Annotated in this window: 23 protein-coding genes; 21 read left to right on the forward strand and 2 right to left on the reverse strand. The window is 33.8% G+C overall.

Annotated features, from left to right (window positions below):
* Positions 1-34: 34 nt before the first annotated feature.
* Positions 35-595 carry a TetR/AcrR family transcriptional regulator gene (locus tag QTL86_RS00175; protein ID WP_013658290.1) on the reverse strand — a complete coding sequence of 187 codons (561 nt, stop codon included), beginning with the start codon at positions 593-595 and terminating at the stop codon, positions 35-37.
* Positions 596-869: 274 nt separating this feature from the next.
* Between QTL86_RS00175 and QTL86_RS00180 the strand changes: the two genes are divergently transcribed.
* The 20 genes from QTL86_RS00180 (at position 870) to QTL86_RS00275 (ending at position 22,163) form a co-directional block, all read left to right on the forward strand.
* Positions 870-1,439: a GNAT family N-acetyltransferase gene (locus tag QTL86_RS00180; RefSeq protein ID WP_410496143.1), complete on the forward strand. Its 570-nt coding sequence runs from the start codon at positions 870-872 to the stop codon at positions 1,437-1,439.
* A gap of 32 nt (positions 1,440-1,471) precedes the next feature.
* Positions 1,472-2,329 carry an effector binding domain-containing protein gene (locus tag QTL86_RS00185; RefSeq protein ID WP_410496144.1) on the forward strand — a complete coding sequence of 286 codons (858 nt, stop codon included), beginning with the start codon at positions 1,472-1,474 and terminating at the stop codon, positions 2,327-2,329.
* 123 nt (positions 2,330-2,452) lie between these two features.
* Complete coding sequence (locus QTL86_RS00190) at positions 2,453-3,439, forward strand: serine hydrolase domain-containing protein (protein WP_410496145.1); 987 nt, start codon at positions 2,453-2,455, stop codon at positions 3,437-3,439.
* Between the two features lie 158 nt (positions 3,440-3,597).
* The gene (locus QTL86_RS00195; protein WP_410496146.1) at positions 3,598-4,446 is read left to right on the forward strand and encodes a PhzF family phenazine biosynthesis protein; all 849 of its coding nucleotides are present in this window, start codon (positions 3,598-3,600) and stop codon (positions 4,444-4,446) included.
* A gap of 74 nt (positions 4,447-4,520) precedes the next feature.
* Positions 4,521-5,987 (forward strand): hypothetical protein, encoded by a 1,467-nt coding sequence (locus tag QTL86_RS00200; RefSeq protein WP_410496147.1) that lies wholly within the window; start codon positions 4,521-4,523, stop codon positions 5,985-5,987.
* Between the two features lie 178 nt (positions 5,988-6,165).
* Positions 6,166-6,396, forward strand: coding sequence for a hypothetical protein (locus QTL86_RS00205; protein ID WP_127067601.1), 231 nt, complete (start codon positions 6,166-6,168; stop codon positions 6,394-6,396).
* A 408-nt stretch (positions 6,397-6,804) separates the two neighbouring features.
* Positions 6,805-7,224, forward strand: a complete 420-nt coding sequence (locus QTL86_RS00210; RefSeq protein WP_410496148.1) for a hypothetical protein — start codon at positions 6,805-6,807, stop codon at positions 7,222-7,224.
* An 863-nt stretch (positions 7,225-8,087) separates the two neighbouring features.
* Positions 8,088-10,340: an ATP-binding cassette domain-containing protein gene (locus QTL86_RS00215; RefSeq protein ID WP_013658283.1), complete on the forward strand. Its 2,253-nt coding sequence runs from the start codon at positions 8,088-8,090 to the stop codon at positions 10,338-10,340.
* A 784-nt stretch (positions 10,341-11,124) separates the two neighbouring features.
* On the forward strand, positions 11,125-12,270 hold the full coding sequence (locus QTL86_RS00220) for an IS1 family transposase (protein WP_013658282.1): 1,146 nt from the start codon (positions 11,125-11,127) through the stop codon (positions 12,268-12,270).
* 259 nt (positions 12,271-12,529) lie between these two features.
* The gene (locus QTL86_RS00225; RefSeq protein WP_127067591.1) at positions 12,530-13,945 is read left to right on the forward strand and encodes an extracellular solute-binding protein; all 1,416 of its coding nucleotides are present in this window, start codon (positions 12,530-12,532) and stop codon (positions 13,943-13,945) included.
* 115 nt (positions 13,946-14,060) lie between these two features.
* A complete protein-coding gene (locus QTL86_RS00230; RefSeq protein WP_013658280.1) occupies positions 14,061-14,957 on the forward strand; it encodes a carbohydrate ABC transporter permease in 897 nt (298 codons plus the stop codon).
* Positions 14,958-15,845 carry a carbohydrate ABC transporter permease gene (locus QTL86_RS00235; protein WP_127067590.1) on the forward strand — a complete coding sequence of 296 codons (888 nt, stop codon included), beginning with the start codon at positions 14,958-14,960 and terminating at the stop codon, positions 15,843-15,845.
* A gap of 212 nt (positions 15,846-16,057) precedes the next feature.
* Positions 16,058-16,690, forward strand: coding sequence for a GyrI-like domain-containing protein (locus tag QTL86_RS00240; protein WP_410496150.1), 633 nt, complete (start codon positions 16,058-16,060; stop codon positions 16,688-16,690).
* 371 nt (positions 16,691-17,061) lie between these two features.
* A complete protein-coding gene (locus QTL86_RS00245; RefSeq protein ID WP_410496151.1) occupies positions 17,062-17,346 on the forward strand; it encodes a hypothetical protein in 285 nt (94 codons plus the stop codon).
* 177 nt (positions 17,347-17,523) lie between these two features.
* Entirely contained in the window at positions 17,524-18,051 is a 528-nt protein-coding gene (locus QTL86_RS00250) for a GNAT family N-acetyltransferase (RefSeq protein ID WP_410496152.1), read from the forward strand.
* 227 nt (positions 18,052-18,278) lie between these two features.
* The gene (locus QTL86_RS00255; protein WP_410496153.1) at positions 18,279-19,145 is read left to right on the forward strand and encodes a damage-control phosphatase ARMT1 family protein; all 867 of its coding nucleotides are present in this window, start codon (positions 18,279-18,281) and stop codon (positions 19,143-19,145) included.
* A gap of 140 nt (positions 19,146-19,285) precedes the next feature.
* Positions 19,286-19,462, forward strand: coding sequence for a hypothetical protein (locus QTL86_RS00260; protein ID WP_410496154.1), 177 nt, complete (start codon positions 19,286-19,288; stop codon positions 19,460-19,462).
* 102 nt (positions 19,463-19,564) lie between these two features.
* Complete coding sequence (locus QTL86_RS00265) at positions 19,565-19,906, forward strand: arsenate reductase family protein (RefSeq protein WP_410496155.1); 342 nt, start codon at positions 19,565-19,567, stop codon at positions 19,904-19,906.
* A gap of 371 nt (positions 19,907-20,277) precedes the next feature.
* Complete coding sequence (locus tag QTL86_RS00270) at positions 20,278-21,192, forward strand: MurR/RpiR family transcriptional regulator (RefSeq protein ID WP_410496156.1); 915 nt, start codon at positions 20,278-20,280, stop codon at positions 21,190-21,192.
* Positions 21,193-21,212: 20 nt separating this feature from the next.
* On the forward strand, positions 21,213-22,163 hold the full coding sequence (locus tag QTL86_RS00275; RefSeq protein ID WP_127067587.1) for an ROK family protein: 951 nt from the start codon (positions 21,213-21,215) through the stop codon (positions 22,161-22,163).
* Between the two features lie 73 nt (positions 22,164-22,236).
* Here the strand turns inward: QTL86_RS00275 and nagB are convergent, their stop codons facing one another.
* Positions 22,237-22,989, reverse strand: coding sequence for a glucosamine-6-phosphate deaminase (gene nagB / locus QTL86_RS00280; protein ID WP_127068170.1), 753 nt, complete (start codon positions 22,987-22,989; stop codon positions 22,237-22,239).
* Between the two features lie 247 nt (positions 22,990-23,236).
* Here nagB and QTL86_RS00285 point away from each other — a divergent pair, with 247 nt between their 5' ends.
* A complete protein-coding gene (locus QTL86_RS00285) occupies positions 23,237-25,087 on the forward strand; it encodes a beta-N-acetylhexosaminidase (protein ID WP_127067586.1) in 1,851 nt (616 codons plus the stop codon).
* The last annotated feature ends 43 nt before the right edge of the window (positions 25,088-25,130 follow it).

The following is a 25,130-nucleotide window of genomic DNA, read 5'->3' on the forward strand; positions in this document are numbered from 1 at the left end:
CACACCAACCTTTCGGTTTAAAAAATGGAATCTGTCAATCTACAATAATGCCTCTTGTAAGCGTTTTAACCGTTTCTTTCAATGCCTGCTGATAAGTGATGTTATTTTTCTCAAGCAGGTCTCTTTTTAGAAATTGTTCCAGTGTAGCTTCAAATATTGTTTTGATGATAATGGGGTGTATCGGGCGAACCACTCCTTCTTGCATCCCCTGTTCTAAGAGGGCAATTGTATTTTCCCAACCATTTTCAAGGCGCTGTTCAATCTGTGAATATACCAGAGGATGCTTATCCTTGATAAGATATAACTGGCTGAAATCCAGATTTTGATAGCAGTCAGGCAGAACGCCTAAAATAGTTTCTATCTTCTCGGCCGTATTTAAGCTGCTATCCGAAAGCACTTTGTTCTCGCTGTCTTTAATGCCATCGAAACAATAATCCACCATTTGTAGTAGTAGAGATTCCTTGTCATTAAAGACAGAGTAAATCGTTTTCTTGCTAATAGATAATTCTTTCGCCAAATCATCCATGGTAAACTTAATGCCTTTTTTATTAAAAACAGTAATACATGCTTCTAATATACTTGTATGTAAATCCATATTCGTATCCTCCTAGGAAACTAAAAAACTATAATTGGTTTCCTAGTTTTCATTGTATCACAATCAATATTTACTTCAATTCACCTAAAATTATAATAAATTAATTATTATTTTGTGAAATTTAACGAATTTTGAAAAATAATTAAAGGAAAGACAGTAGGTTTAGCAAAATAGAAATACCATTTTAGAGTAGGGGAATGAATAGACAAGCGTATCAATAAGTATTATATTGAAATTAAATTGATAAGTCATAGTTACCATAGGAGATAGAGGTATGCATATAGAAACGGAGAGATTATCCTTAAGAGAAATGAATGAAAGTGATTTTGAGGCACTTTATGCTGTTCTTGCTGATTCAGATATTATGGAACATTATCCCTATACTTTTGATGAAAAAAGAGTGATGAATTGGATTGAGAAAAACAGAGAAAGATATAAGATTTTTGGATTTGGATTATGGGCAGTCATACTCAAGGCAACAGGAGAAATGATAGGTGATTGTGGCTTGACCATGCAACTTATAAATGGTCAGATTAAACCTGAGATTGGATATCATATCCGAAAAGACTGCCAACGACAAGGGTATGCAAGTGAGGCCGCCAAAGCGAGCAGGGATTGGGTTTTTAAGAATACACCCTTCAATAGGATCTATTCTTATATGAAATATACAAATATTGGTTCATATGCCACAGCACTTTCAATAGGGATGCATCAAGTTGATGAATTTATAGATAAGGAGAATGAGGTTACAAAAGTATATGTCATCACTAGAGAGGAATGGGAGAAGGAAGCTATTCGGACAAAAGAAGGCACAATAAGTCGGGAAAGGAATCTTTTGAAGTAATAACATAGAGACATAGCAGGGAGGTAGAAACTATGGAATGGATAAAAAGTATTAGCGAAGCTATCGATTATATTGAGGAAAATCTTACGGATGAACTGACCATCGAAAGAATTGCAAGTCATGCGCTCATCTCACCCTTTTATTTTCAAAAAGGATTTTCCATGCTTTGTGGTTTTACTGTGGGTGATTATATTAGACAACGTAGGCTCACACTTGCCGGAAGCGAACTTGTTTCCTCGGATACAAGAATCATTGATATTGCACTCAAATATGGCTATGAGTCGCCAGATAGCTTTTCAAAAGCTTTTACACGTTTCCATGGTGTTACACCTACAGCTGTACGAAAGGATGGAGCAATGATTAAATCGTTTGCTCCACTGAAAATCTCATTTACTTTGAAAGGTGGTTTTACTATGGACTACAAAATTGTTGAAAAAGAGGCATTTACGGTTATAGGTGCACAGAAAAAGTTTAAGTATGATGATGCGAAAACAGAAATTCCAAAGTTTTGGACAGAACATTATCAAAGTGGTAAAGGGAGTATCGTTTGTGGCATGTATGGCGTGAATATTGATGAAAGTATGGGAGACAAGGAGTTTGAGTATCTGATAGCAGACGATTACAATGGGAGAGCAGAAATACCAGAGGGCTTTGTTACGAAAGTAATTCCTAGCTATACATGGGCTGTTTTTCCTTGTAGAGGAGCAATGCCAAAAGCAATGCAGGAGGTTAATCAAAAAATATTTTCCGAATGGCTACCAAACTGTAAAGAGTATGAATTTGCGGCAGGATATTGTATCGAAATGTATGGTGATGCCTCTAAGTACAAAAATGGAATAGAGGATGATCATTACTATAGCGAGATATGGATTCCGGTAAAAAAGAAATAAATACAAGAATGTAAGTTAAGCATATGGCGAAAGGTTTAAAATAGTACTTGAAAAGCATTTTTAATGGATATATCCTTTGTTTTAAGGATATATCCATTAAATTTTATAGGAGAGTTTAATGATATGAATAAAGAAAAACTTAAAGAGCTAGAGAGTAAAATAAATAATGAATATAGTAATATTGCAGGAGTAGTTGTACTTAAAGATGGTGAAATGCGATACGAAAAGTATTTTAATGAGTGTACAGCTGATAGCAGGATCCATGTTTATTCAGTGTCAAAAAGTATTATTTCGATATTGATAGGGATTGCCATAGACAAAGGATACATCAAAAGTGTCAATCAAAAAGTATTGGATTTTTTTCCTGCTTACATAGTAAAAAAGGGGGAAAAGACCATACAGAATGTTACCATTAAAGATTTACTTACAATGACCACCCCATATAAATATAAGCTTGCACCCTACACCTACATTAAGTATTTCATGAGTGATAATTGGTTGAAATTTACGCTTGATTTATTGGGAGGTAAAGGACAAATAGGTCAATTTAGGTACACACCTATTGTAGGACCAGATATTTTGTCTGGTATTTTAATGAAAGTAACCGGACAAACGGTGCTTGAGTTTGCAACAGATCATTTATTCTCACCGCTTGGAATTATTGTAGAGCGTAATATATTTTTTCGAACCGCAAAGGAACAAAGTGCATTTAACAAAGCTACTAATATCAGCGGTTGGGTTGCTGATGCATCTGGTTTGAACTCTGCTGGATGGGGACTTACCCTATCCCCAGTAGATATGGCAAGTATAGGTAAGTTATTGTTGGATGACGGAGTTTGGAATGGAAAGCAAATCGTATCGACAGAGTGGATAAAGGAGAGTACCAAGGAACATAGCCGATGGGAGAAAGCAAATCTTTTATATGGATATTTATGGTGGATTGTTGATGATGGATTTGCAGCAATTGGAGATGGTGGAAATGTCATATATGTAAACAAAAAGAAAAATATAGTGATTTCAATTACCGCTCTTTTTAAACAGAATGTCACAGATAGAATAGAATTTATTAAGGAGTATATTGAATCAATCTTTGAGAATTGTATATTATGATGGTCTTAAAGCTTTGAATTGGGATGACAATAGTTTTGTTTTATTGTATGATAAATATATTTTATAGAGAAAATTCTGACTAAAATTAAATCAGCTATATTAGTTAGATGAAGAAAACATCAAATCTCAAGAAGAAAAAATATAGGGGGAATAAGAAAATGAAATATTTTCATGTAGATGTATTTTGTAAAGGGGCTTTTACTGGAAATGGACTAACAGTTATGATACTAGAAGAATTTTTGACTAGAGAAAAGATGCAAATAATAGCCAAAGAATTTAAACAGTTTGAAACAATATTTCTTGTACGTCTTGGAGAGAAGGATTTTCAGGCAAGAATTTTTACAGTAGAGGAAGAACTTGATTTTGCAGGACATCCTATATTAGGGGCAGCAGCAGTTATACATCAAGCATATTTCATGGAGGATAAGAAGATAGACATTTCGTTTCGATTAAATAAAAAAGTAGTACAAGTAGAAAGTAAAAAGGAGGAGGGAGGATTTAAGTGCTTCATGAATCAAGGGAAAGTAGAGTTTATGAAGCGAATAGATGAAAATTGCTATATGGAATTAATAGAACCACTCAATTTAGATCAGGAGAATCTTTCAAAAGAATTTCCTCTAGAAGTTGTATCGACCGGTCTACCATATTTATTAGTGCCAGTTGTATCAGGTTTAGAAAAGGCTAAAATCAAAACTGAGGATTATGAACAAGTGCTTGCGAATATAGGGGCAAAATTCGTATATATATTTGACGTAAATAAAATAGAAGGTAGAACATGGGATTCAAGAGGACTTGTTGAAGATGTTGCAACAGGAAGTGCTGCTGGTCCCGTGGGAGCATACTTATATAAGTATAAAGTCTTTTTGGAATCTGAAGTCATTTTATTAAGGCAAGGACGCTTTTTAGAAAGAGACAGTGAAATTGTAATTAATAAGAAAAAGCAGACGGATGAAATGATTGTAAGTGGCCAAGTGTGTATTGTAGCAGAAGGAAAAGTGAAAATATAGAACATTAATATAAACGTTAGGTAGATATACTTTTATTGTAACATCAATTTTTTATACGAATGGGGAGAATGTAAATGGGAAATTGGGGAACTGGTCTTTATTCAAATGATTTGGGCGAAGATGTCAAAGACGAATATTTATCAAAACTAAAAGGTGGGAAAAGTGATGAAGAAACATTAGCTGAGATTTTTCAGTCCTATAAAGAGGAAATGGAGGATGATGATGACCAATATGATGTTTGGTTTGCTTTGGCTGATACCATGTGGAAAAGGGGAAGATTAACTTACGAAGTGAAAAGCAAAGCATTAGTCTTAATTAGTGAGGAGAGACTAGCTAATCGCTTCGAAGATGAAAAGACTAAAAAAGCCAGAAATAAAGTATTAGAAAAATTAGAAGCACAATTAAATACTGAGATGCCAAAACGAAAAAGGATAGCAGTACATCAACCTTTTATTACAAAATGGACACCAAGAGAAGTATATTTATATCAAATAAAGAATCCACCAGAGGGAAAGGAAGAATATGAAGACTGGTGGGTAGTTATTTATGTAAGTCGTTTAGGTGAAATGGAGCCAGTAGTTAGGGGCGTGGTGGATGTTGTACCTTATATTTATTTAAAAATGTCAAAAGAAAAACCGAAGGATGCCTCACAAATCAATTCTCTGCCATTTATTGGTTGGTCTATAGAATGGAGTACGGGACAAGGAGCATTTGAAAAGGCACTTGTTGAAACATCCCATCGTTCTTATCCTAAAGAGATAGAGTTTCTAGGTATATGTGAGGATTTTCAATATCCAACACTTGAAATAAAAAGAGAAGACTTTCAATTATGGTGGTCATTTAAAGCAGATGCAATTGAAGAATATGAGAGAGAGTTGCAAAGAATAGAATATAATAAATTACTAGAGCGTGCAACAGGGTTACAGTTAGAGGACAGAGTGTCTTTTGTACAGGGACATCAGAGCTTACCTATAAAAAGAGGAAAAAATCATAAAATAAAAAGAACTGATAATCATCCCATACATAGCTCACATAAGAATAGATGGTGGATAGGCGATAGATTTGAATACATTATTGATCAACCACCAGAGGGGAAAGAGCAATATAAAGGCTGGAAGATATATCTCTATGTATATGAAATAAGAGGCATGGAGTTGGTAGTACCAGATGTGATGGATGAGGTACCATTTGTATATGTAAAGCTTATAGATGATGATCATTTAAGAGAATTTGCAGATTTTGTACCATTTGTATGCTTTTCTATAAATAAGAAAAATGGAAAAGGAGAGTATTTACTTCCATTTGTAGATATATTGGACTCATGGATGCCTAAAGGAATGAAATATAGAGGTAAATATTTACTAAGAAACCTTCCTGATAATGAGGACTTAGAGGTATGTAAAGAACATATTTTGCATACAGATCATTTAATACTAGAAGCAGTTAAAGGCTACGAACGAGAATTAACAAGATTAGGGCTAGAAGGAGTTGATAATACAACAGATATTATTCGAACAATAATAGAAAGACACAATCATTAATATTTGACTATGTAGAATGAGAAATAGTAATTATCGTTCTTGGAACGGCTAGATAGTATAGTGTATTAAAATTCTTTATAGAGAAAGTGATAAGTAAGCCTAGTTTTGGGAATAATATACACAAGTAACTGTATGTAATGGAACCTATCAACACTGTATTGAAGAAGGAGCACAGATTGTGACAAGAGTACAACTTATTTTCGCGTTTATATGTCAGGTAGTTATAAGATGGGGTATTCTACGAATTGGGCTTCTTGTCATAGGGTGGTCTTGGTATAATGGAGAGGGAGATATAGCAGTAAGCTGTATGGCTTCAGTTATTCTTGTTCTAGTGTATATTTTATTGTTCATCTACGAAGCCATTGTAACCTATAAGGAGTATAAAAAAATTAAAAAGCCAGAGGAATAGATACAATCGTAAAGTCTTTTTGCATTTGTATTTTTGACAATACCTTTGAAATATGGCATTCATTTGCCTACATATTATTGTGCCTTTGATTTTTCCAAAAAGACTCTGGCATAGATATTCTTTAAACTTTATCGGTGGATTTTCTATTTTCTTCTCCCAAGTCACACATAGCATATAAAATAGGGATTGTGAATTATAATAATGAAGTAGGTATAAAGAAAGCAGTAGCATTAGCAGATTGTATTTAGTATTGAAAAATTAGAATCTGTGAGAATTTTTGAGTATGTCTTATTTGGAATGCTTTCATATATTTACCTTAACAAGCTATACTAGAAGGAGTTTTAACTAGGAGATAAATAATCCAGAATATTTATAGTTTAAAAGAGATATATATAAGGAGAACATAATATGGGGAGATATAATGAATTAATGTTAGTACTTAATAATTATCAGTTAATCAATGAATTTGAAGAAATATTGGAAGAGGAATTAGAAAAAGATATAAAAAAATATCCAGATTTACCTAAAGATTATATTGAATTTTTAAGGGAAGTAGGGTGGGGAGATATTGAAATAGATACTTGCCTTAGTATATTTCATGGAGTAATTGAAACAGAGGTGATTTATAAAAGAAAAATCAAAGAGATTCAAGGGATTTTGTATTTTGGAGACTATGTAGTAGGGGACTGTTACTGTGGTTTTGCTATAAATGACAATTGGAGAATAGTAGAGATATATGATGATTTTCAAATTCGAATAGCAGATGAGAATTTTGAGGGCTATATTAAAAGTACAATCAGCAAATATATTAATACAGTAACGAGGTGATTTATTTAGCCTTAGAGTGGTTAGATATTGTTGCAGATTAGAAGTGTAAGATAAAAAAGAATAAATAAAAAACGCCTAAGTCATGCGATGCCCCCAATAAGTTAGATTTTCAGGTCTAACTTATTGGGGGCAGTTCAATAACCACATGACTTAGGCGTTTTCTTTTACCAGCCTCCAAGCTTAACTTCTATAACTACCTGACATACCTATCAAGGGGCATGGCGTAGCTCCTCAGCACTTACATGACTAATCTTGTAAGCACATCAAAGATAGTTATAAAAGTCAAACCAATGAGTGAGGAGCTCCTTAAAAGTCTTGGCCGGTGCACCCTTATGATGAGGAAGCTAAGGCTTTAAGACTCTGGTTTAAGCTTTGTTTAAGGTAATGCTAAATGTAAAGCATTATAAAATAACTTATAAAAGAGCGCTTCCCTTTACAGCGCATCAGTGAACATTTTCCTTAAGTCCAGAGGTACCTATAACAATAGATTGAGACTTGGCTGACCCGGTCAGTTCCTCAGATTGAAGCTGTGGTGATTCTGCTACGAGAAGTTATTTGTTTTATCTTTACATTATATTATATGTGATGAGAAAAGGAATTCCCTAGTTAAAAATAAAAAAATTATTGCTATTCAAAATTAATAAAATCAAATTAAAAAAGTCGTTGAAAAAAATTTTTAATTGATATAGTCTTGAGTATATCAATATTGATTACATTATTTTATGAAATAATACTCTCATAGGACAGGCTAACTGTACTTAAAAGTGGTGAGATGGTTTATGAAGGTGATAGCATTACAAAATACAGTTGACTCATCCCTAGGGGGAGACTGTAACATAGTCTTATATAAGGAGGCGAGTGATATGTTAGAGAGAGACAAGATTGTAATTAGAGGTTTACATCAAAATAATCTAAAGAATGTATCTCTAGATATTCCAAAAGAAAAAATAGTCGTGTTTACAGGGGTGTCTGGTTCAGGTAAATCAAGTATTGTATTTGATACCATCGCAGCAGAAAGTCAGCGTCAGATGAATGAGACCTATAGTGCCTTTATCAGAGGAAGATTACCTAAGTATGAGAAGCCAAAGGTTGAACTTATTGAAAACCTTTCGGCTTCTGTTATTGTAGATCAAAGTAGATTGGGCGGCAATGCAAGGTCTACAGTAGGAACGATTAGTGATTTATATGCAGCACTTCGCTTGTTGTATTCAAGAATTGGCACACCATATGTAGGAACAGCTTCTTACTTTTCCTTTAATGATCCCAATGGCATGTGTATGACTTGTTCAGGCCTAGGAAAAGTGACAGAACTAGATATTAGTGGCGCATTAAAGGAAGAATTATCTTGGAATGAAGGTATGGTGGAGTTACCAGCTTTTCACCCTGGCAACTGGTATTTTAAACAATATGTTGAATCAGGCTTATTTGATCCTGATAAAAAGCTTAAGGACTATACGGAAAAGGAACGAAACCTACTTTTCTATGGGGCCTATGAAAAAGATGGGGAGCGCGTTAACAAACGCGTAGAAGGTATTCATAATCATCTCTCAAGACTTCTTCTAAAACGTGATACTTCTACATCAGGAGATACCACGCAGAAACGCCTTGAGACAATGATTCACCAGAAAGAATGTCCAGTATGTCATGGAAGACGCTTGAATCAGGAAGTACTAAGCTGTAAAATTAACGGCTATAGTATAGCAGAGCTTTGCGAGCTAGAATTCGTGCAGCTTCGTGAAGTGCTAAAGGAAATAAAAGATGAGAGAGGCAAGACCATCATACAGACGCTTATTGCTTCACTTACGCGAATGATTGAGATAGGACTTCCTTATCTAAGTATGAATAGGGAATCTGCTTCCTTGTCAGGTGGAGAGGCACAGAGACTAAAATTAGTCCGTTATATGGGAAGTGCCTTAACAGGTATGACCTATATTTTTGATGAGCCAAGCACAGGGATGCATCCAAGAGATGTGCATCGCATGACCAGACTTTTACAAAGCCTAAGGGATAAAGGCAATACAGTACTTGTGGTAGAACATGATAAGGATGTCATTAGCATTGCAGATGAAGTCATAGATGTAGGGCCTCTTGCCGGCAGAAATGGTGGTCAAATTCTATTCCAGGGAAGTTATGAGGCACTATTATTATCTGAAACACGAACAGGGAAGGCAATGAGAGAGCAGATTCCGTTGAAAGAAAAAGTGCGCCTTCCTAAAGCGTTTCTACCAGTTCAAAAAGCCAAACTGCATAATCTAAAAAATATTTCTGTGGATATACCACTTAATATTCTAACAGTGGTAACAGGTGTAGCTGGCTCGGGTAAAAGTACATTAATCCGTGATGTGTTTGCAGAGACTTATTCTGATAGGGTTATACTAGTGGATCAGTCACCTGTAACGGCGACTTCACGTTCTACACCAGCTACCTTTCTTGGCTTTTTTGATGAAATAAGGAAGGTAATGGCCAGTGAAAATCAGGCAGAAGCCTCATTATTTTCATTTAATAGTAAAGGGGCATGCCCTATATGCGGTGGAAAAGGTGTAGTGGTGACAGAACTGGTATTTATGGATCCTGTAACCACAGTGTGTGAGAGCTGCGAAGGTAATAGATATAGTGAAGAGGCAACTAGCTATCAATATAAAGGAAAGAACATCGTTGATATACTGAATATGACTGTAGAAGAAGCCCTAGAATTTTTCGGGGATAATCGTAAAATTAGTAAGCATATCAAGGCGATGAATGAGGTGGGCTTATCCTATCTATCCCTTGGACAACCTCTCTCAACTCTTTCAGGTGGGGAAAGGCAAAGGATTAAGCTTGCTAAGTATTTGAATCAAAAAGGAAATATCTATGTGTTAGATGAGCCCACAACAGGCTTACATGCTTCTGATGTGAAAAATATTATGAAGCTTCTAGATAGCTTTGTAAAGCGTGGTAATACGGTGGTGGTGATTGAGCACAATCTAGATGTGATGAAACAAGCAGACTACATTATTGATATTGGGCCAGATGGAGGGAACGCCGGAGGAGAAGTTGTATTTACAGGGACACCAAAAGAAATGATTGCTTCTGCAAACACTATTACAGCAAAGTATCTACGCAAATCATGTGAATAGAAGGAATAAGGATAGATATATGACAATATAAAAATGCCCGAGTCATGTGAGAAGAACACTTGATTCGGGCATTTTTATAAGAAATTAATATTCAGTTAATGTTGAGTGACCATTGAGTTAATGTCTCTCTTTTATAATAGTCATATGATAAAGGGGGAGAAAACAGCTAGTGGTATGCCTTATTCACTAAAAGTTTTGTACTAGAGTTTTTAAATTTATGCAATTAATAGGAAAAGAAACAAAAAAATAAAAAGCCTAAGCCATGTAAAATTACATGACTTAGGCTTTCTCATTTTTGGGAGGCATACTTTGAACCTGAAAAATAGATGCTCATCTTAGAGGGGCGACAGTGGGGAAGCAGGCGTTTCTATTTTCTCAGACTCTTAAATTGAACCTACTCATCTGAATGCTAAAAAAATATGAAATAAATTAATTAAAAATAAAGTCGATTGATTTGAGGAAATTAATCTATTTATAGAAGATAAATAAACTTATAAAAGTAAAAAAATTAACTAAGAGGACACCTGACTTGCAGCATATAAATAAGTTTTCAAAGAAAAACAAACCACAAAAATGCTACTTTGATAAAGAATATACAGTGTGCAAAAGATGATTATCCTTAAATCAAGGGATAATTTTCTGAAAAAAGTAGTCATTTTTGTCAATATTATAAACAAAAGAATACAATATTTAAATTGTTTATAATATTGATTTGGTTTATATTAATAAGTATAAGATTAATTTAAGTTAAAATGAGAAGATATTTACTAGAGGGAGAGCAAATATGTCAAAGGGAAATATTGGTTTTGAGGAAGTTTTAGAATTTATTGAAGATTTGCCTTATAGTAAGTTTAGAAAGTTAGTCAATCATTATGCTTTACATAATGGCAAGGAGTTTGAACAAGAGCTGAATAATATGGTTATTCTAGACTTACAGTCTAGACTAGAGAAATTAAATATTCATAAACATTGTCCTCAATGTCAATCAAGTAAGGTAGTCAAGAATGGTAAGAGAACCAATGAAATACAAGAGTATAAATGTAAAGAGTGTTCAACCAAATATACATTATTTACAGGCACGCTGTTGGAGAAGACGCGTTATGATTGGGATAGTTGGGTCAAGGTGTTAGAGATGACGCTTAATAACTATTCACTTCATAAGATGATACATATTTTGGAAGAAACGTATGGCTATGAAGGAATCAATTATAAGACGATATGGCATTGGAGAATGAAATTAATACATGCATTAGCAAAGCTCCCTATGCCAGTACTTACAGGTGTTATTCAAATTGGAGAGATAAGGATTAAGGATTCTAATAAAGGCAATAGAAGGATTATTATAGAGGAATGTGATAAGGAGAAAGAAGATACAAAGCAGGATTTGATACTGATTGTATCGGCTATTGATAATAGAGGATACTGCGTTAGTAAAGTGATGCCCAATGAGGAATTTACCACAAAGCTGTTTAAAGAAGAGTATAAAAGGAATATAAGTGCTCCAGCGTATATTTGTTCCTACCCAGTACAGGTGTATGAGGAGTATAGTAAAGAATATAACATACCTCATTTTATTAAGCCCTTTCATTACATAAATGATATACAAACTCAAGCGTTTATCAAGGAGTCTGATGAGATATGTAATAAGGAATATATTAAGAATAAGGGGAACATTACATATGGTGAGGTGAAGCGGCTTAAAGAGCTGTATCACTTGGGGGTAGAGGAGATAGAGAAGATCAATTTACAGTTACAAACTTTTATTAATCAAAAAATGACCAATGTAAATACTAGGTATTTGCAAGATTATATAGGATTATATGTGTTTAAGAAAAATTGGGAGGTCACCTATGGTCACTTACCTACATCAAAAGAAGATGCAGAAAAGATATTTGTTGAATTACTTAAGCGTAAAAAGCAGGTTTTATAAGAATTGAAGTCTACATAAAGAAGTGTACTAATGACTCTCCTTACATATGATTATTGGTAAAAAAAGATAAATTAGCCTATGTGTTATGCAAAATAATGTATAAAACCATCCCTACTTAAATGGATAATATACAAAAAGCACAAAAAGTTGACTTATAATAAACTGATTTTGTATAATATTCTTGTAAGTACAAAGCAAGTGGTTATTTATCATTTGTTTAAATTACGAGTTGTACATAACTGAAGGGGGTTGATGAATAATGAGTAAAAAAATGATGAGCATTTTATTAAGTGCAGCAATAGGAACGACAATGTTAGTTGGATGTGGTGGAGGAAATGGTAGTACTACTACTTCAGGAACACCAGCACCAGCTGTAACAGATTCAGCTGAGCCGTCTGACTCTGCAGAACCAGCAGGTGGAAATGGGTATGCAGGTGATTTATCACTCATGCACTTTTCAACCTCAGAAGAATCTCAAGGGAATGGAGGTTCTGATGGATTCCGTACTATGATTGCAGAATGGAAGGAAGCAAATCCTAACATTAATCTAACAGAGAATGTATTAGCTAATGCTGAATATAAAACACAGATTGCAACTTTAGCTGGTGCAGGAGATTTGCCAGATGTGTTCTTAGTTCAAGGAATGAATGTTAAACAATGGGCTAAAGAAGGACTTATCATGGATATGACAGATGTTATTGCAGCGTCTCCAGACAGTGCTAATTATAATGAAGCAATGTTTACACCATTTAAAGACGAATCAGGAAAGATCTATGCTATTCCAGCTTTAACTGGTGGTACTTGTACAGTCGTTGTGTATGACAAACAAATGTGGAAGGATGCAGGATTTGATACATTCCCTACTAATTGGGATGATGTATTAAAAGCAAAAGACTATTTTAGTGGAGAAGGTATTGACACAATTGCATTTGGAAATGGTGGTAAATGGCAAGCTAATTCATGTTTTGTATCAACAGTAGGTAATGTGTATACAGGTAAAGACTGGTTCCAATCTATTATTGATAAAGGAGGAGCAAAATTTACAGATCAAGCATTTGTAGATGCTCTTACATTTACACAAGATGCATTTAAATCAGGCGTGTTTAATGCAGACTTTAATGCAATTACTAATGAAGATGCTCGTGAATACTATATATCAGGTGAATCAGCAGCATTCATCGGTGGTAACTGGGATGTATCTTACATCATGGCAACTTTATTAGAGGGAAATGCAGAAAAATATAATAATATTGGTTTTGCAACATTCCCTACTCCAGCTAATGCTAAAGGTTTAACCAATGCGCAAAACATTGGTATGGGATTTGGTGTAGCCATTAACCCTAAGTTAAAGGATGATCCTGAAAAATTAGCAGCAGCAATTGATTTAGCATACAAATTAACAGGCTCAGATTTCTCTAACTTTGTGGCTTCAAAATATGCACTTAGTGGTATTGTAAAAGTTGAAAATGTTGACTTGAGTGCATTTGATGCAGTAACACAAGCATTTTATAACTACTCTTATGTAGATACCAATGCATGTGAAATTTACGATTCATATGTAAACGGTGCTGTTTGGGATATCTTCAACACAGAACTTCAAGATATGTTAAATGGTGATACAGATCCACAAACAGTTGCTGAAAAAACACAAGCTGCATACGAAGCTAATTACTAATATTCATATGAGAAGATATTATTAGTAGGAAATAGCCAATAAAGTAGGGGGCTAGCCCGTTGTGTGGCTAGCCCCTGTTTTAATAAAAACTTAGGAGTGAAGGGGGTCTAACTGTATGCTAAGAGCCGTTAAACCAAAAGGCAGAACCATAGCATTGTATCTATTTATACCAGTTGTTTGGTATACTTTTGCTGTATTTGTGCCACTTATTACAGCTATGTTTTATAGTTTTTTTGAATGGAAAGGTGGACCTAGTAAAACCTTTATTGGATTAGAGAATTATGTAAGTTTATTTAAAGATAAAATATTTTGGGGCGCTTTTATTAATAATATTTATATTGTTATTGCTTGTATCATAGGTCAGATAGGTATTGCTTTTGTTGTTGTACTAATGGTTAACTCAAGACTTGCAAAATTGAAAGGTATTCATCGTACCTTTGCCTTTTTCCCAAGTACGGTGTCAGCTGTATGTATAGGTTTTATTTGGATGATGATTTATGACTACAAGAGAGGCGTTTTAAACTGGGTATTAGAAGCAATTGGTAGAGAAGATTTAACGAGAGTTTGGCTAAATGAGCCAGGGCTTGTATTACTTTTAGTTTGTATTCCACTTATTTGGCAATTTATAGGATATTACATGGTTATTCTATTATCAGCCATTGGCTCTGTAGATTCAGAAATATTTGAAGTAGCTGAGTTAGATGGTGCTAGTGCATTCCAACGTGCCATTTATATTGTATTACCACTTATTAAAAATACAGTTCTTGTTTGTGTTACTTTGTGTGTGGCAGGAAATATGAAAGTATTCGATCATATTTATACCATGACAAAGGGTGGACCAGGTAACTCGTCTATGGTTATGGCAATGTATGGCTATCAGGTATCCTTTTCACAGCAGAACATGGGATATGGTAGTGCTATTTCTGTAGGAATTTTCGTAGTAAGTTTATTAGTTATTGTAGGTGTGCAAGTACTAGTGAATCTACTAATGAAAGATAAGGGGGTGGAATAGATGCCAGCACAAGTAGTTCAGCAAAAGCAAGTGAATAAGAACTCACACAAAGTAGGTATCAAAACGCATATTGCTTCCTTTTTCTTAAATGCTTTTTTAATCCTATTTTCGGCATCATGTATTTTCCCGTTAGTATGGATGTTTCTTTCTTCGCTTAAAGAAAAAAGAGAGTTTAATGCGGATATTATGGGACTTCCAACATCCCCCACTTTCTCTAATTATATTAAGATTTTAAACAACGAGGATTATCATTTGGCTGAGTCCATGTTTAATAGTGTAAGGACCACAGCTCTTTCTATTATTCTAATTGTTTTATTTGGATTTATAGTAGGTTATATTTTGGCTAGGGTTAAATTTAAGGGGAATAGAATTTTATATGTTATGTTTCTAATGGGGATGTTAATTCCTGTCCATTCACTACTTGTACCTATATATGTGGTATTTAAAAACACTCATTTGAATAATCAGTGGTTTACCCTCATTATACCGTATGTAGCCTTTGGGTTGCCGATTGCTATATTCTTAGTAGAAGCCTTTATTAAGTCAGTACCAATAGAATTAGAAGAAGCGGCAGCAATTGATGGAAGTTCATTTTCAAATACGTTATTCAAGATTATATTACCTGTTACAAAACCAATACTTGTAACAATTGCAATCATTCAGACCTTTGCATGTTGGAATGAGTTCTCATTTGCTTTAGTACTCATTCAAGATGCTAACTTGCAAACTGTTCCATTGGCAATGACTATGTTTAAGGGACAATTTGCATCAGATTATCCTAAAATTATGTCGGCGATGCTATTAACGATGTCACCTATTGTTGTTTTATACTTCTCCTTTAGTAAACAAATCATTAAAGGTATGGTATCTGGTGCGGTAAAAGGATAGGATTTAAGTGAAGCATAAGAATGTAATGATAAAGAGATTAATAAATGAAAACGCCCAAATCATATGCAAGAAATAAATGATTTGGGCGTTTTTTCTATTTGTATTGATTTAAAGGAAGAAGATTCAAAACATATTAAAGCTGACATACTGTTGTCAGCTTTAATATGTTAGGATCTAATAAAGTACATATATTACAAACGAGGTGAAGGAAAATGTCATTCGATTATAAAAAAGAATATAAGTCATTTTATATGCCACCAGTGAGACCTGTTATTGTACAGGTACCAAAGATGAACTTTATTGCAATAAGAGGAAAGGGAAATCCAAATGATGAAGAGGGAGAATATAAAACAGCTGTGGGATTATTATATGCTGCATCCTACACTCTTAAGATGAGCTATAAAGGTGAGCATCAAATAAAAGGCTACTTTGAATATGTAGTACCGCCATTAGAAGGTTTTTGGTGGCAAGATGGTATTGCCGGAGTAGATTATTCAAATAAGGATACTTTTAATTGGATTTCAGTCATTCGTGTACCTGACTTTATAGCTGAAACAGACTTTCAATGGGCAGTAGAAGAGGCAACTAGGAAGAAGAAGCTAGATTTTTCCAATATGGAATTTTGGAGCCATGAGGAAGGTCTTTGTGTTCAGTGTATGCATATAGGTTCTTTTGATAATGAGCCAGAAACAGTACGTGCTATGGAGGAATTTGCTAGCTTAAAAGGTTATGTCATAGACTTAAGTGATACTAGACTACATCATGAGATTTACTTAAGCGACCCAAGAAAAGTAGATGTATCAAAGTTTAAGACTGTGATAAGGCATCCTATTAAGGAAGCATGATGATGAGGGAGAGATTCATTAATTTAGTAACTGAGAATCTTGATAGTGGACACCTATGATGCCTATTGCTGATAAAAAGCATCAACGTAGCATTAAAAGTAAAAAGGAGAGAATACAAGGCGTATTACATTTTGATTAAGATGTAATACGTCTTAAGTTTTAATCATAGGCTGTGTTAGATATGTTTGTTTATAATTGTTTAAAACTCCTAAAATCTGGTATACTCTAACTATTACACTTTTTTAGGAGAAGAACTAATGCCAAATACAACGGAAATTAAATAAGCTATTCAGTTATTATCAAAACATGAGATCAAGGATTTGTACCAATTGATCCTAGAGATTTTATCTTTCAATACGTCATTAAGTAACATGCATAAACAGATAAAACGTGGATTTCATAAGAATGGCATTTATCATATTAATAAGATTAATAGCTTGCATAGTCGTTTTAAACAATGGCTTGCAGGCTTTAAAGGTGTGTCTACAAAGTATCTTCCTAACTATTTGTCATTTTTCAAATTAGTTGAGATGATTAAAGGCGAAAAAGAACCTGTTCAAAATAAGAACACACTTCTATATGGTACATCTGGTTTTGTTGATGCCAGAATTTCTAATTTTAGAATTCGCCCCAGAACTCTTGCTAAACTCATCTAACTATTTAGATTTTCTTACAAGTATGATATAATCCTACTAAATAAATAGATATTTTATAAGTGGATAAATTAGAATTTGGAGTGACGAACTATGAAATTGTTTGATTGGGGTGGAAGAGAATAAATACATACTTCTTTGATTAAACAGACAATGAAAATTTAAGGAGAACAATGAAGTATGAACAAATTAATTTTAAGACCAATTATTTCTATTGAAGATAAGAACACATTTATTAGTGAAATTCAAGAAGCCTTTCAAAACGCTTACATAAAAGAGTTTGGAGCATTTGAAAAAACAATTCTTCCTACAAGTGATATTGAAGATTCTTTTAATGAAAGAGGTTCTGAGGCTTATGTTGCAGAAATTGATGGAGAAAGAGTTGGCGGGACGATAATCGTTATAGATGAAAAAACTGGATACAATTCACTTCATCTTTTATATGTGAAATCTGGCTCACAAAATGCTGGAAACGGATTTAAGATATGGAAAGCAATTGAAGAATTACATCCTGAAACAAAGGTTTGGGAAACACATACGCCATATTTTGATAAAAGAAATATTCATTTCTATACAAATCGTTGTGGATTCAAGATTGTAGAGTTTTTTAACCCTAAACACAAAGACCCACATCAAACAGAGGATAGTACAGGTAATATTCCAGAAGAAAACAATTATTTCTTTAGATTTGAAAAAGAAATGAATTAAACAAATTTCAGTTTATAAAACTTCTTCAATATTAATCTTAACCAACCAAATAGTTATTTTAGAAAGGAATAGAGTGCTTTCTACATGAAAGCTCTATTCCTTTTTTGTTTATCAACAGATTTGTCTAACACAGCCTAATCATAAGATAGAAAAAATATGCATATAGGGTTTTGAAATGAAGAAAAGTATATTATGATGTACATAATAGTCTAGGAGGAAATATAGCAATGAAAATGAAAGATCAATGTTTGCCCTGTTTAGTTAATCAAGTTATAAAGGTTGCAGATATAACGCAAGCACCAGATAGAGAAGCGTTATATAGAAAAATATTTACATTTCTTGCTCAGCTGGACTTTCAGAAGACTAACCCAGAAGTTATAGGAGAAACCTTCGCTATTTTAAAGTCACATTTAAAGAACGATGACCCCTATTATGAGGTGAGAAAATACTATAACATGCTATTAATGGATATGAGTGAATCTATAGAAGAACATATTAGGAGTCATGAGTACCCATTTTATCAAGCTGTTAAGTATGCAGTAATTGGCAATATTATAGACTTTAATCCTATTTATAACAGAACTATGGATGAAATAATGAAGTTTATTAATGATGCTGAGCATTTAGACTTTACAATTAACCATGTAGAAGCTTTGCAAAAGGATATACAAGAAGCAAAGACGTTATTATATTTAGGAGATAATTGTGGTGAAATTTGTTTAGATAAATTACTTATTAAACAAATAAAGAAGGAAAATCCTAACTTAAAAGTGCATTTTGGTGTGAGAGGCGCTGCTGTTGTAAATGATTCTATAGAAGCAGATGCTTATGATGTTGGGATTGATGAGTATGCCACGATTATTAGCAATGGGGACTATGCACTAGGTACTGTTTTAGAAAGAACAAGTGAGACATTTAGAAAGGTATTTGAATCTGCAGATGTGGTCATTGCAAAAGGTCAGGCTAACTATGAATGTTTAAGTGAATATGAGAAGAAGAAAATTTATTTTCTTTTAATGGCCAAGTGTCAAGTGATAGCAAATGATATTGGAGTAGCCACCAATTCACTAGTGTGTCTTAATAAAAATATGTAATTTGTCTTTGAACATAAAGAAATGATAGATGATACCCTAGCTAAACATCTTCTGAATAAAAGGTATTTGGATGGTATGAACCACTTATTTATGTGGGTATGATACTCGTGTTTATTATAGGTCTAGTGTTTGCAGGGGGCATGAGTATATTGGGGGCATATTTATTCATTTTATCTCAATTAACACTACTTATTATTGGAATCATTAAGACTAGAAAGCACAAAGATGTAGATTATGGAAATGTAGTGTTAGTGAATAGTGTGGGCTTAGTGGTAGCTTGTGGACTTTTCGTAATTATTAGATTTTATGTTTTTTAGGAGACAGGCTATTTTAATAAATGCTTATTCAGGATAAAATAAGGGTAAATGAGAAAGCATAGAAGGAGCAATTAAGTAGCATGTCTACTTAATAATAGAGCAATGAATATACAAATTTTTGGAACTAAAAAGTGTTTTGATACCAAGAAAGCCGAACGCTATTTTAAAGAACGTGGCATCAAGTATCAACTGATAGATATGAAAGAAAAAGGCATGAGTCAAGGTGAACTTAACAGTGTGAAACAAGCTGTTGGTGGCATTGAGGTCATGATTAATGAAAACTGCAAGGATAAAGAGGCTTTATCCCGTATTCAATTCGCATCCAACATTAATAAGGAAAAAAGAGTATTAGAATATCCGCAGCTTTTAAAGATACCTATTGTAAGAAATGGAAAACAGGCTACCATAGGTTATAAGCCGGAAGTCTGGAAAGAATGGGACTAATAAAAGGTTATTTATAGAGGAGTTGGTGCACTAAGAAATTAGTGCCCGGCTTCTTTTTTTAGGTAAAATAACGAGTTATATGAGTAAATATTCGATATTTGGATAGAAAAACTTGTGTTTAATTACTTAGGGGATAATATACTTCAATGAGATATCATATTTATCTGATTTGAAATTGAATTTAATTAGCATTCAGAAAGTAATTTCTTTGTTATATTCCTTAATAAGATTATGACTTGTTTAAGGTTGTGAGATTTAGGTAGTTCATACTGTGTAAAAATTATTAAATATATCGTAAAGTATCTAGAAACTTCTTTCATGAAATAATTATTGAAAAAAATGTAGAAATAGTGAATAATATGAATATAAGTATGTTATACGCGAAATCAATCCTAGAGAATTGTTTCGTACTGATTTCTAATTTGAAAGAAGTGAACGAGGTCATGAGCGTAAATAATATCAAACAGAATCTTTTATCGGTATATGAAGATATGACAGCAGTAGAAAGAAGTATTGCTGATTTTTTTTTAAATAATGGTGAGATGCTAGACTTTTCAGCTAAAAATATAACAAAACTTTTATATATATCAGATGCTACATTATCCCGGTTTGCAAAAAAGTGTAATTATAAAGGATATAGAGAGTTTATTTATCTATATGGAAAAGAACTACAAGAAGAACTAAATGAACGAAATATTAGTGTACTAACCAAAAGAGTAAAATACACGTACAGTACCTTAATGGAAGAGAGTTTCAACATGTTAGATGAGAAAAAAGTAAAACGTGTATCAGATTTAATGAATTCTCATTCTAGAGTTTGTGTGTGTGGTATGGGAAGTTCTGGATATAGTGCAAGAGAAATTCAGTTGCGATTTATGCGTCTGGGTATGAATATTCAAGCCGTGACGGATTCACAAATGATTCAAATGTCCACAGCCATTTTAGATGAAAACTGCTTGCTTCTTGCTATTTCATTAAGTGGGAAAACAAAGGAAATTATAGATGCTTTGAAGATGGCAAAAGGTAAAGGAGCTAGTGTGGTATTAATTACTTCTGAGATAGATGTAGAGGGTAAGGATAACTGTGATGAAGTACTCTATGTAGCAACAGCTAAGAATCTTGATGCAGGAATGAAAATATCACCTCAATTTCCAATCTTGATTTTGGTGGATGTATTGTACATGTATTATTTTGAAAATGATGCAAAAAAGAAAATGTCCAAATATAGAGATACCCTTTCTGCTTTACAGGGAGGAAAAGCAAATAATAAAAGAGAGAAAAAATGAAAAGGAGATAGAGTATTAAAATGAAGGATAAATGGTATTTGGGAATTGATATTGGTGGGACTGCAGTAAAAATTGGATTGATGAACGAAGAAGGAGAAATACTTAAGACTTGTACAGAAGTTGTAAATTTTGATGGCTATGAAACGCCGATTCTTGAGACGGTAAAAAAATCAATTACTTTCTTCTTAAAAGAAAATGCTGAGTATGAAAAAAAGCTATGTGGAGTAGGGGTATCAGCTACAGGACAGATTGACACCAGTAGTGGTATTGTAATTGGAACAGCAGGGCACATTAAGAATTGGATGGGAAGCAAAATTAAGGAAGAGTTAGAAGAACTGTTGAAATTACCTGTTTCTGTAGCCAATGATGCCAACTGTGCTGCACTGGGTGAATATTGGATAGGAGCAGCAAAAGGTGTTCAAAATGTAATCGTGATTACAATAGGGACAGGTGTTGGTGGAGGAATTATTACTGGAGGGAAGCTTTTATTAGGCGCACAAGGAATTGCGGGAGAGTTAGGACATTTTATTATTCAAGCAGATGGAAAGAGTTGTAGTTGCAAGAGTAGAGGGTGCTATGAAAAGTATGCATCTACGACAGCACTAATAGAGCTGATAAATGACGAAATATCAATGTGTAGGTTAGAAGCATTCGCAGATAGAGTAAATGGAAAGACAATCTTTCAAGAATTAAAAAAGGGTAATAAGCAGTTGGCACAGTTAGTAGATCATTGGATTGATTATGTCGCAGCAGGTATGGTAAGTCTTATACATATTTTTAACCCATCATTGATGCTAATTAGTGGTGGAGTTAGTTCACAGAAGGAGCTATTTATTGATAAGTTAGAAAGCAAGATTAGAAAGCAAATTATGCCAAGTTATGGAGTGGGACTTAGGATAGAGAAGGCAGCATTAGAAAATAGCGCTGGACTGGCAGGAGCGGTATACAATCATATTTTTAGTCAAAATTAATAGAGAAAAAGAACAAGCGACGATAATGGAGAAAATCGTCGCTTGTTCTTTTTATAAAGGGAGTTTTTAGATGTTATTTTACCGTAGTATATAGCTTATCTGGCAATTTGGCTAAGGCAGCTTCATCTGCAATAATAGTTAGATCGTGATGAAACTGCAATATAGAAGCAGGAAACTTAGGTGTTACAGCTTCCATAAAGGAATGATAAAGCGCATCTGCTTTGGCCTCTCCAGTGGCAATTAGAACTACTTTATTTGCTTGTAGAATATACCGGATTCCCATAGTAATGGCTTGCCTTGGAACTTCGTTAATGTTATTAAAGAGTCTTGCATTTGCGGCAATAGTGTTTTCACTTAGATTTACAACATGGGTATCCAAAATAAAATGGTCATTTGGTTCATTGAATCCAATATGTCCATTGTTTCCAATACCAAGAATTTGTAGGTCAATGCCACCAACAGAATGAAGATAGGAATCATATAAAGAACAAGCTTTGTTCAAATCTTGTGAATATCCATTTGGTACATGAGTATTTTCAGGTGGAATATTAATCTTAGAGAATAAGTGCTCATGCATGAAGTGATGATAACTTTGTTCGTTATCAGGGGGAAGCCCCACATATTCATCTAGATTAATAGAAATGGTATTGGAAAAATCAAGGTCTCCTTTTTCATACCACTCTACTAATTGCTTATAAGTACCAATGGGTGAAGTGCCGGTGGCTAGTCCTAGTACACTATTAGGTTTTCCAATGACTTGTGCGGAAATGAGATTGGCAGCCCGTCGGCTAACAGCCTGATAATCTTTTTCTTTGTAAATTCTGATATATTCCATGTTTATTATCCTCTCTTTCTTTTTGAGTGCCCACCTGGTAATTGGTTTGTCTTGCTCATTATAGGCAATAGTTCAAAATGTCACAACAGATAAGCAGAATCTAGAAAGAAATTTCACATAAATTACATAAAAATAGGATTTTTAGTGAGTACTTTCTGAAAGTTTATGTTTTATTGAAATATCAATAACTAGTTGTTATAATGCATTTATTCAGGCTAGAGGATGGGAGGAAAGTTAAATGAAGTTGAAATGGGATTTATTAGCGGATGACATAAGATATATTGCTGAAGAGGCTGAATTATTTTTGAAAAATAGTCCTGATAGAAGTACATACTATATTTCTGCATTTGCCAATAGACAGAATGGTTATTTGATGAAGAAAGATAAAGACAAAATAATTATTCAATATGGAAAGCTAACTGATTTTTGTAGAGCATTAATGGTGGCAGCACAACAGGATGGAGAATATCAAATTGAAGAAAAGAAGCATTTTGGCGATTTTGGTTATATGGTGGATTGTTCCAGAAATGCGGTTCCCAAAGTAGATACCTTAAAGACTCTTATTAAGAGAATAGCGTTTATGGGCTATGACTTTTTAGGGCTTTATATAGAAGATACTATTAAGGTAGAAGGAGAACCTTACTTAGGATATATGAGAGGTGCTTATAGTAAACAGGAGATTAGGGAAGTAGCTAATTATGCTGCAGGCTTTGGAATAGAGGTGCGACCATATGTACAGACTTTAGCACATTTTAACCAAATCAAGCGCTATGAGGAATATCAGAACATTATAGATACAGATGATATTCTTCTTGTAGGAGACGAATCTACCTATGAATTTCTAGAGAGATATATTAAAACCATAGCAGAAGGTTTTCAGGCCAAGAAGATTAATATCGGAATGGATGAAGCTCATATGGTGGGTCTTGGGAAATATTTAGATAGAAATGGATATAAGAACCGATTTGACATTATGTATGATCATCTTGAGAAAGTAACGGATATTTGCAAAAAATATGGATTACAGCCCCAGATGTGGAGTGATATGTTTTTCCGACTTGCTTTTGGAGGTGAGTATTACATAGAAGATGCAGAATTAAAGTCAGAGATAAAAATACCTAAAGGTTTGGAACTAGTATACTGGGACTACTATTCATGTGATGAAGAGCGCTATGATAATATGTTAAAACGTCACAAAATCTTAACAGAACATATAGGGTTTGCAGGGGGCGCTTGGAAATGGACAGGATTTGCACCACATAATCAATATAGTTTAAAAACCAGTAAAGCAGCATTGACAGCATGTATCAAGAATAATCTTGATTCTGTAGTGATTACTGGGTGGGGAGATAATGGAGCAGAAGCAAGTCTATTCTCTACACTTCCAGCACTTTATTTCGATGCCAATATGGCTTATGAGTCAAAAATGATAGATACACCATTTTATATGATGACAGGGATAAGAATGGAAGATTACATGTTAGTTGATATAGTAAATCCATTTTCTGAGATACAAGATAAGCATAATAATGCGAGTAAATATTTTTTATACAATGACCCTCTTATAGGTACATTTGATTCTGTAGCAGTGGGAATAGAAAAGAATTACTATTATTTAGCAACAGAGAAATTAAAAGAGTGTATTAATAATAATCCACAAAGTTCATTTATTTATTTGTTCCAGACATTAGAAAAGTTATGTAGGGTATTAGAGTGCAAGTTAGAGTTAGGAATACGTATTAGAAAGGCATATATTTCAAGGGACACTCAAGTATTAAAGCAAATTGCAGAAAAAGAAATTCCAGAATTACAGGTAAGAATAGATTATTTCTATCATTCTTTTATGGAACAGTGGTACTTAGAAAATAAGACATTTGGATTTGAAATTCAGTCCATACGAATAGGTGGACTCAAGCAACGCCTTACAGAATGCGCAGAAAAAATTTGCTTATATCTACAGGGAAAAAGCGATTTTATAGATGAGCTAGAGGAAGAGCATTTACCATTTCATTATTTTGAGCAAGATGATTTAAAATCACTCAATTATAATCTTTGGAGTGATATTATAAGTCCAGCTGTAGTGGGCTAACTATTATAGGACAATACGGAGCAGTGCCGTTTGTTAATTATAA

It is taken from the genome of Cellulosilyticum sp. ST5 (genome assembly GCF_046529625.1).
Lineage (GTDB): Bacteria > Bacillota > Clostridia > Lachnospirales > Cellulosilyticaceae > Cellulosilyticum > Cellulosilyticum lentocellum.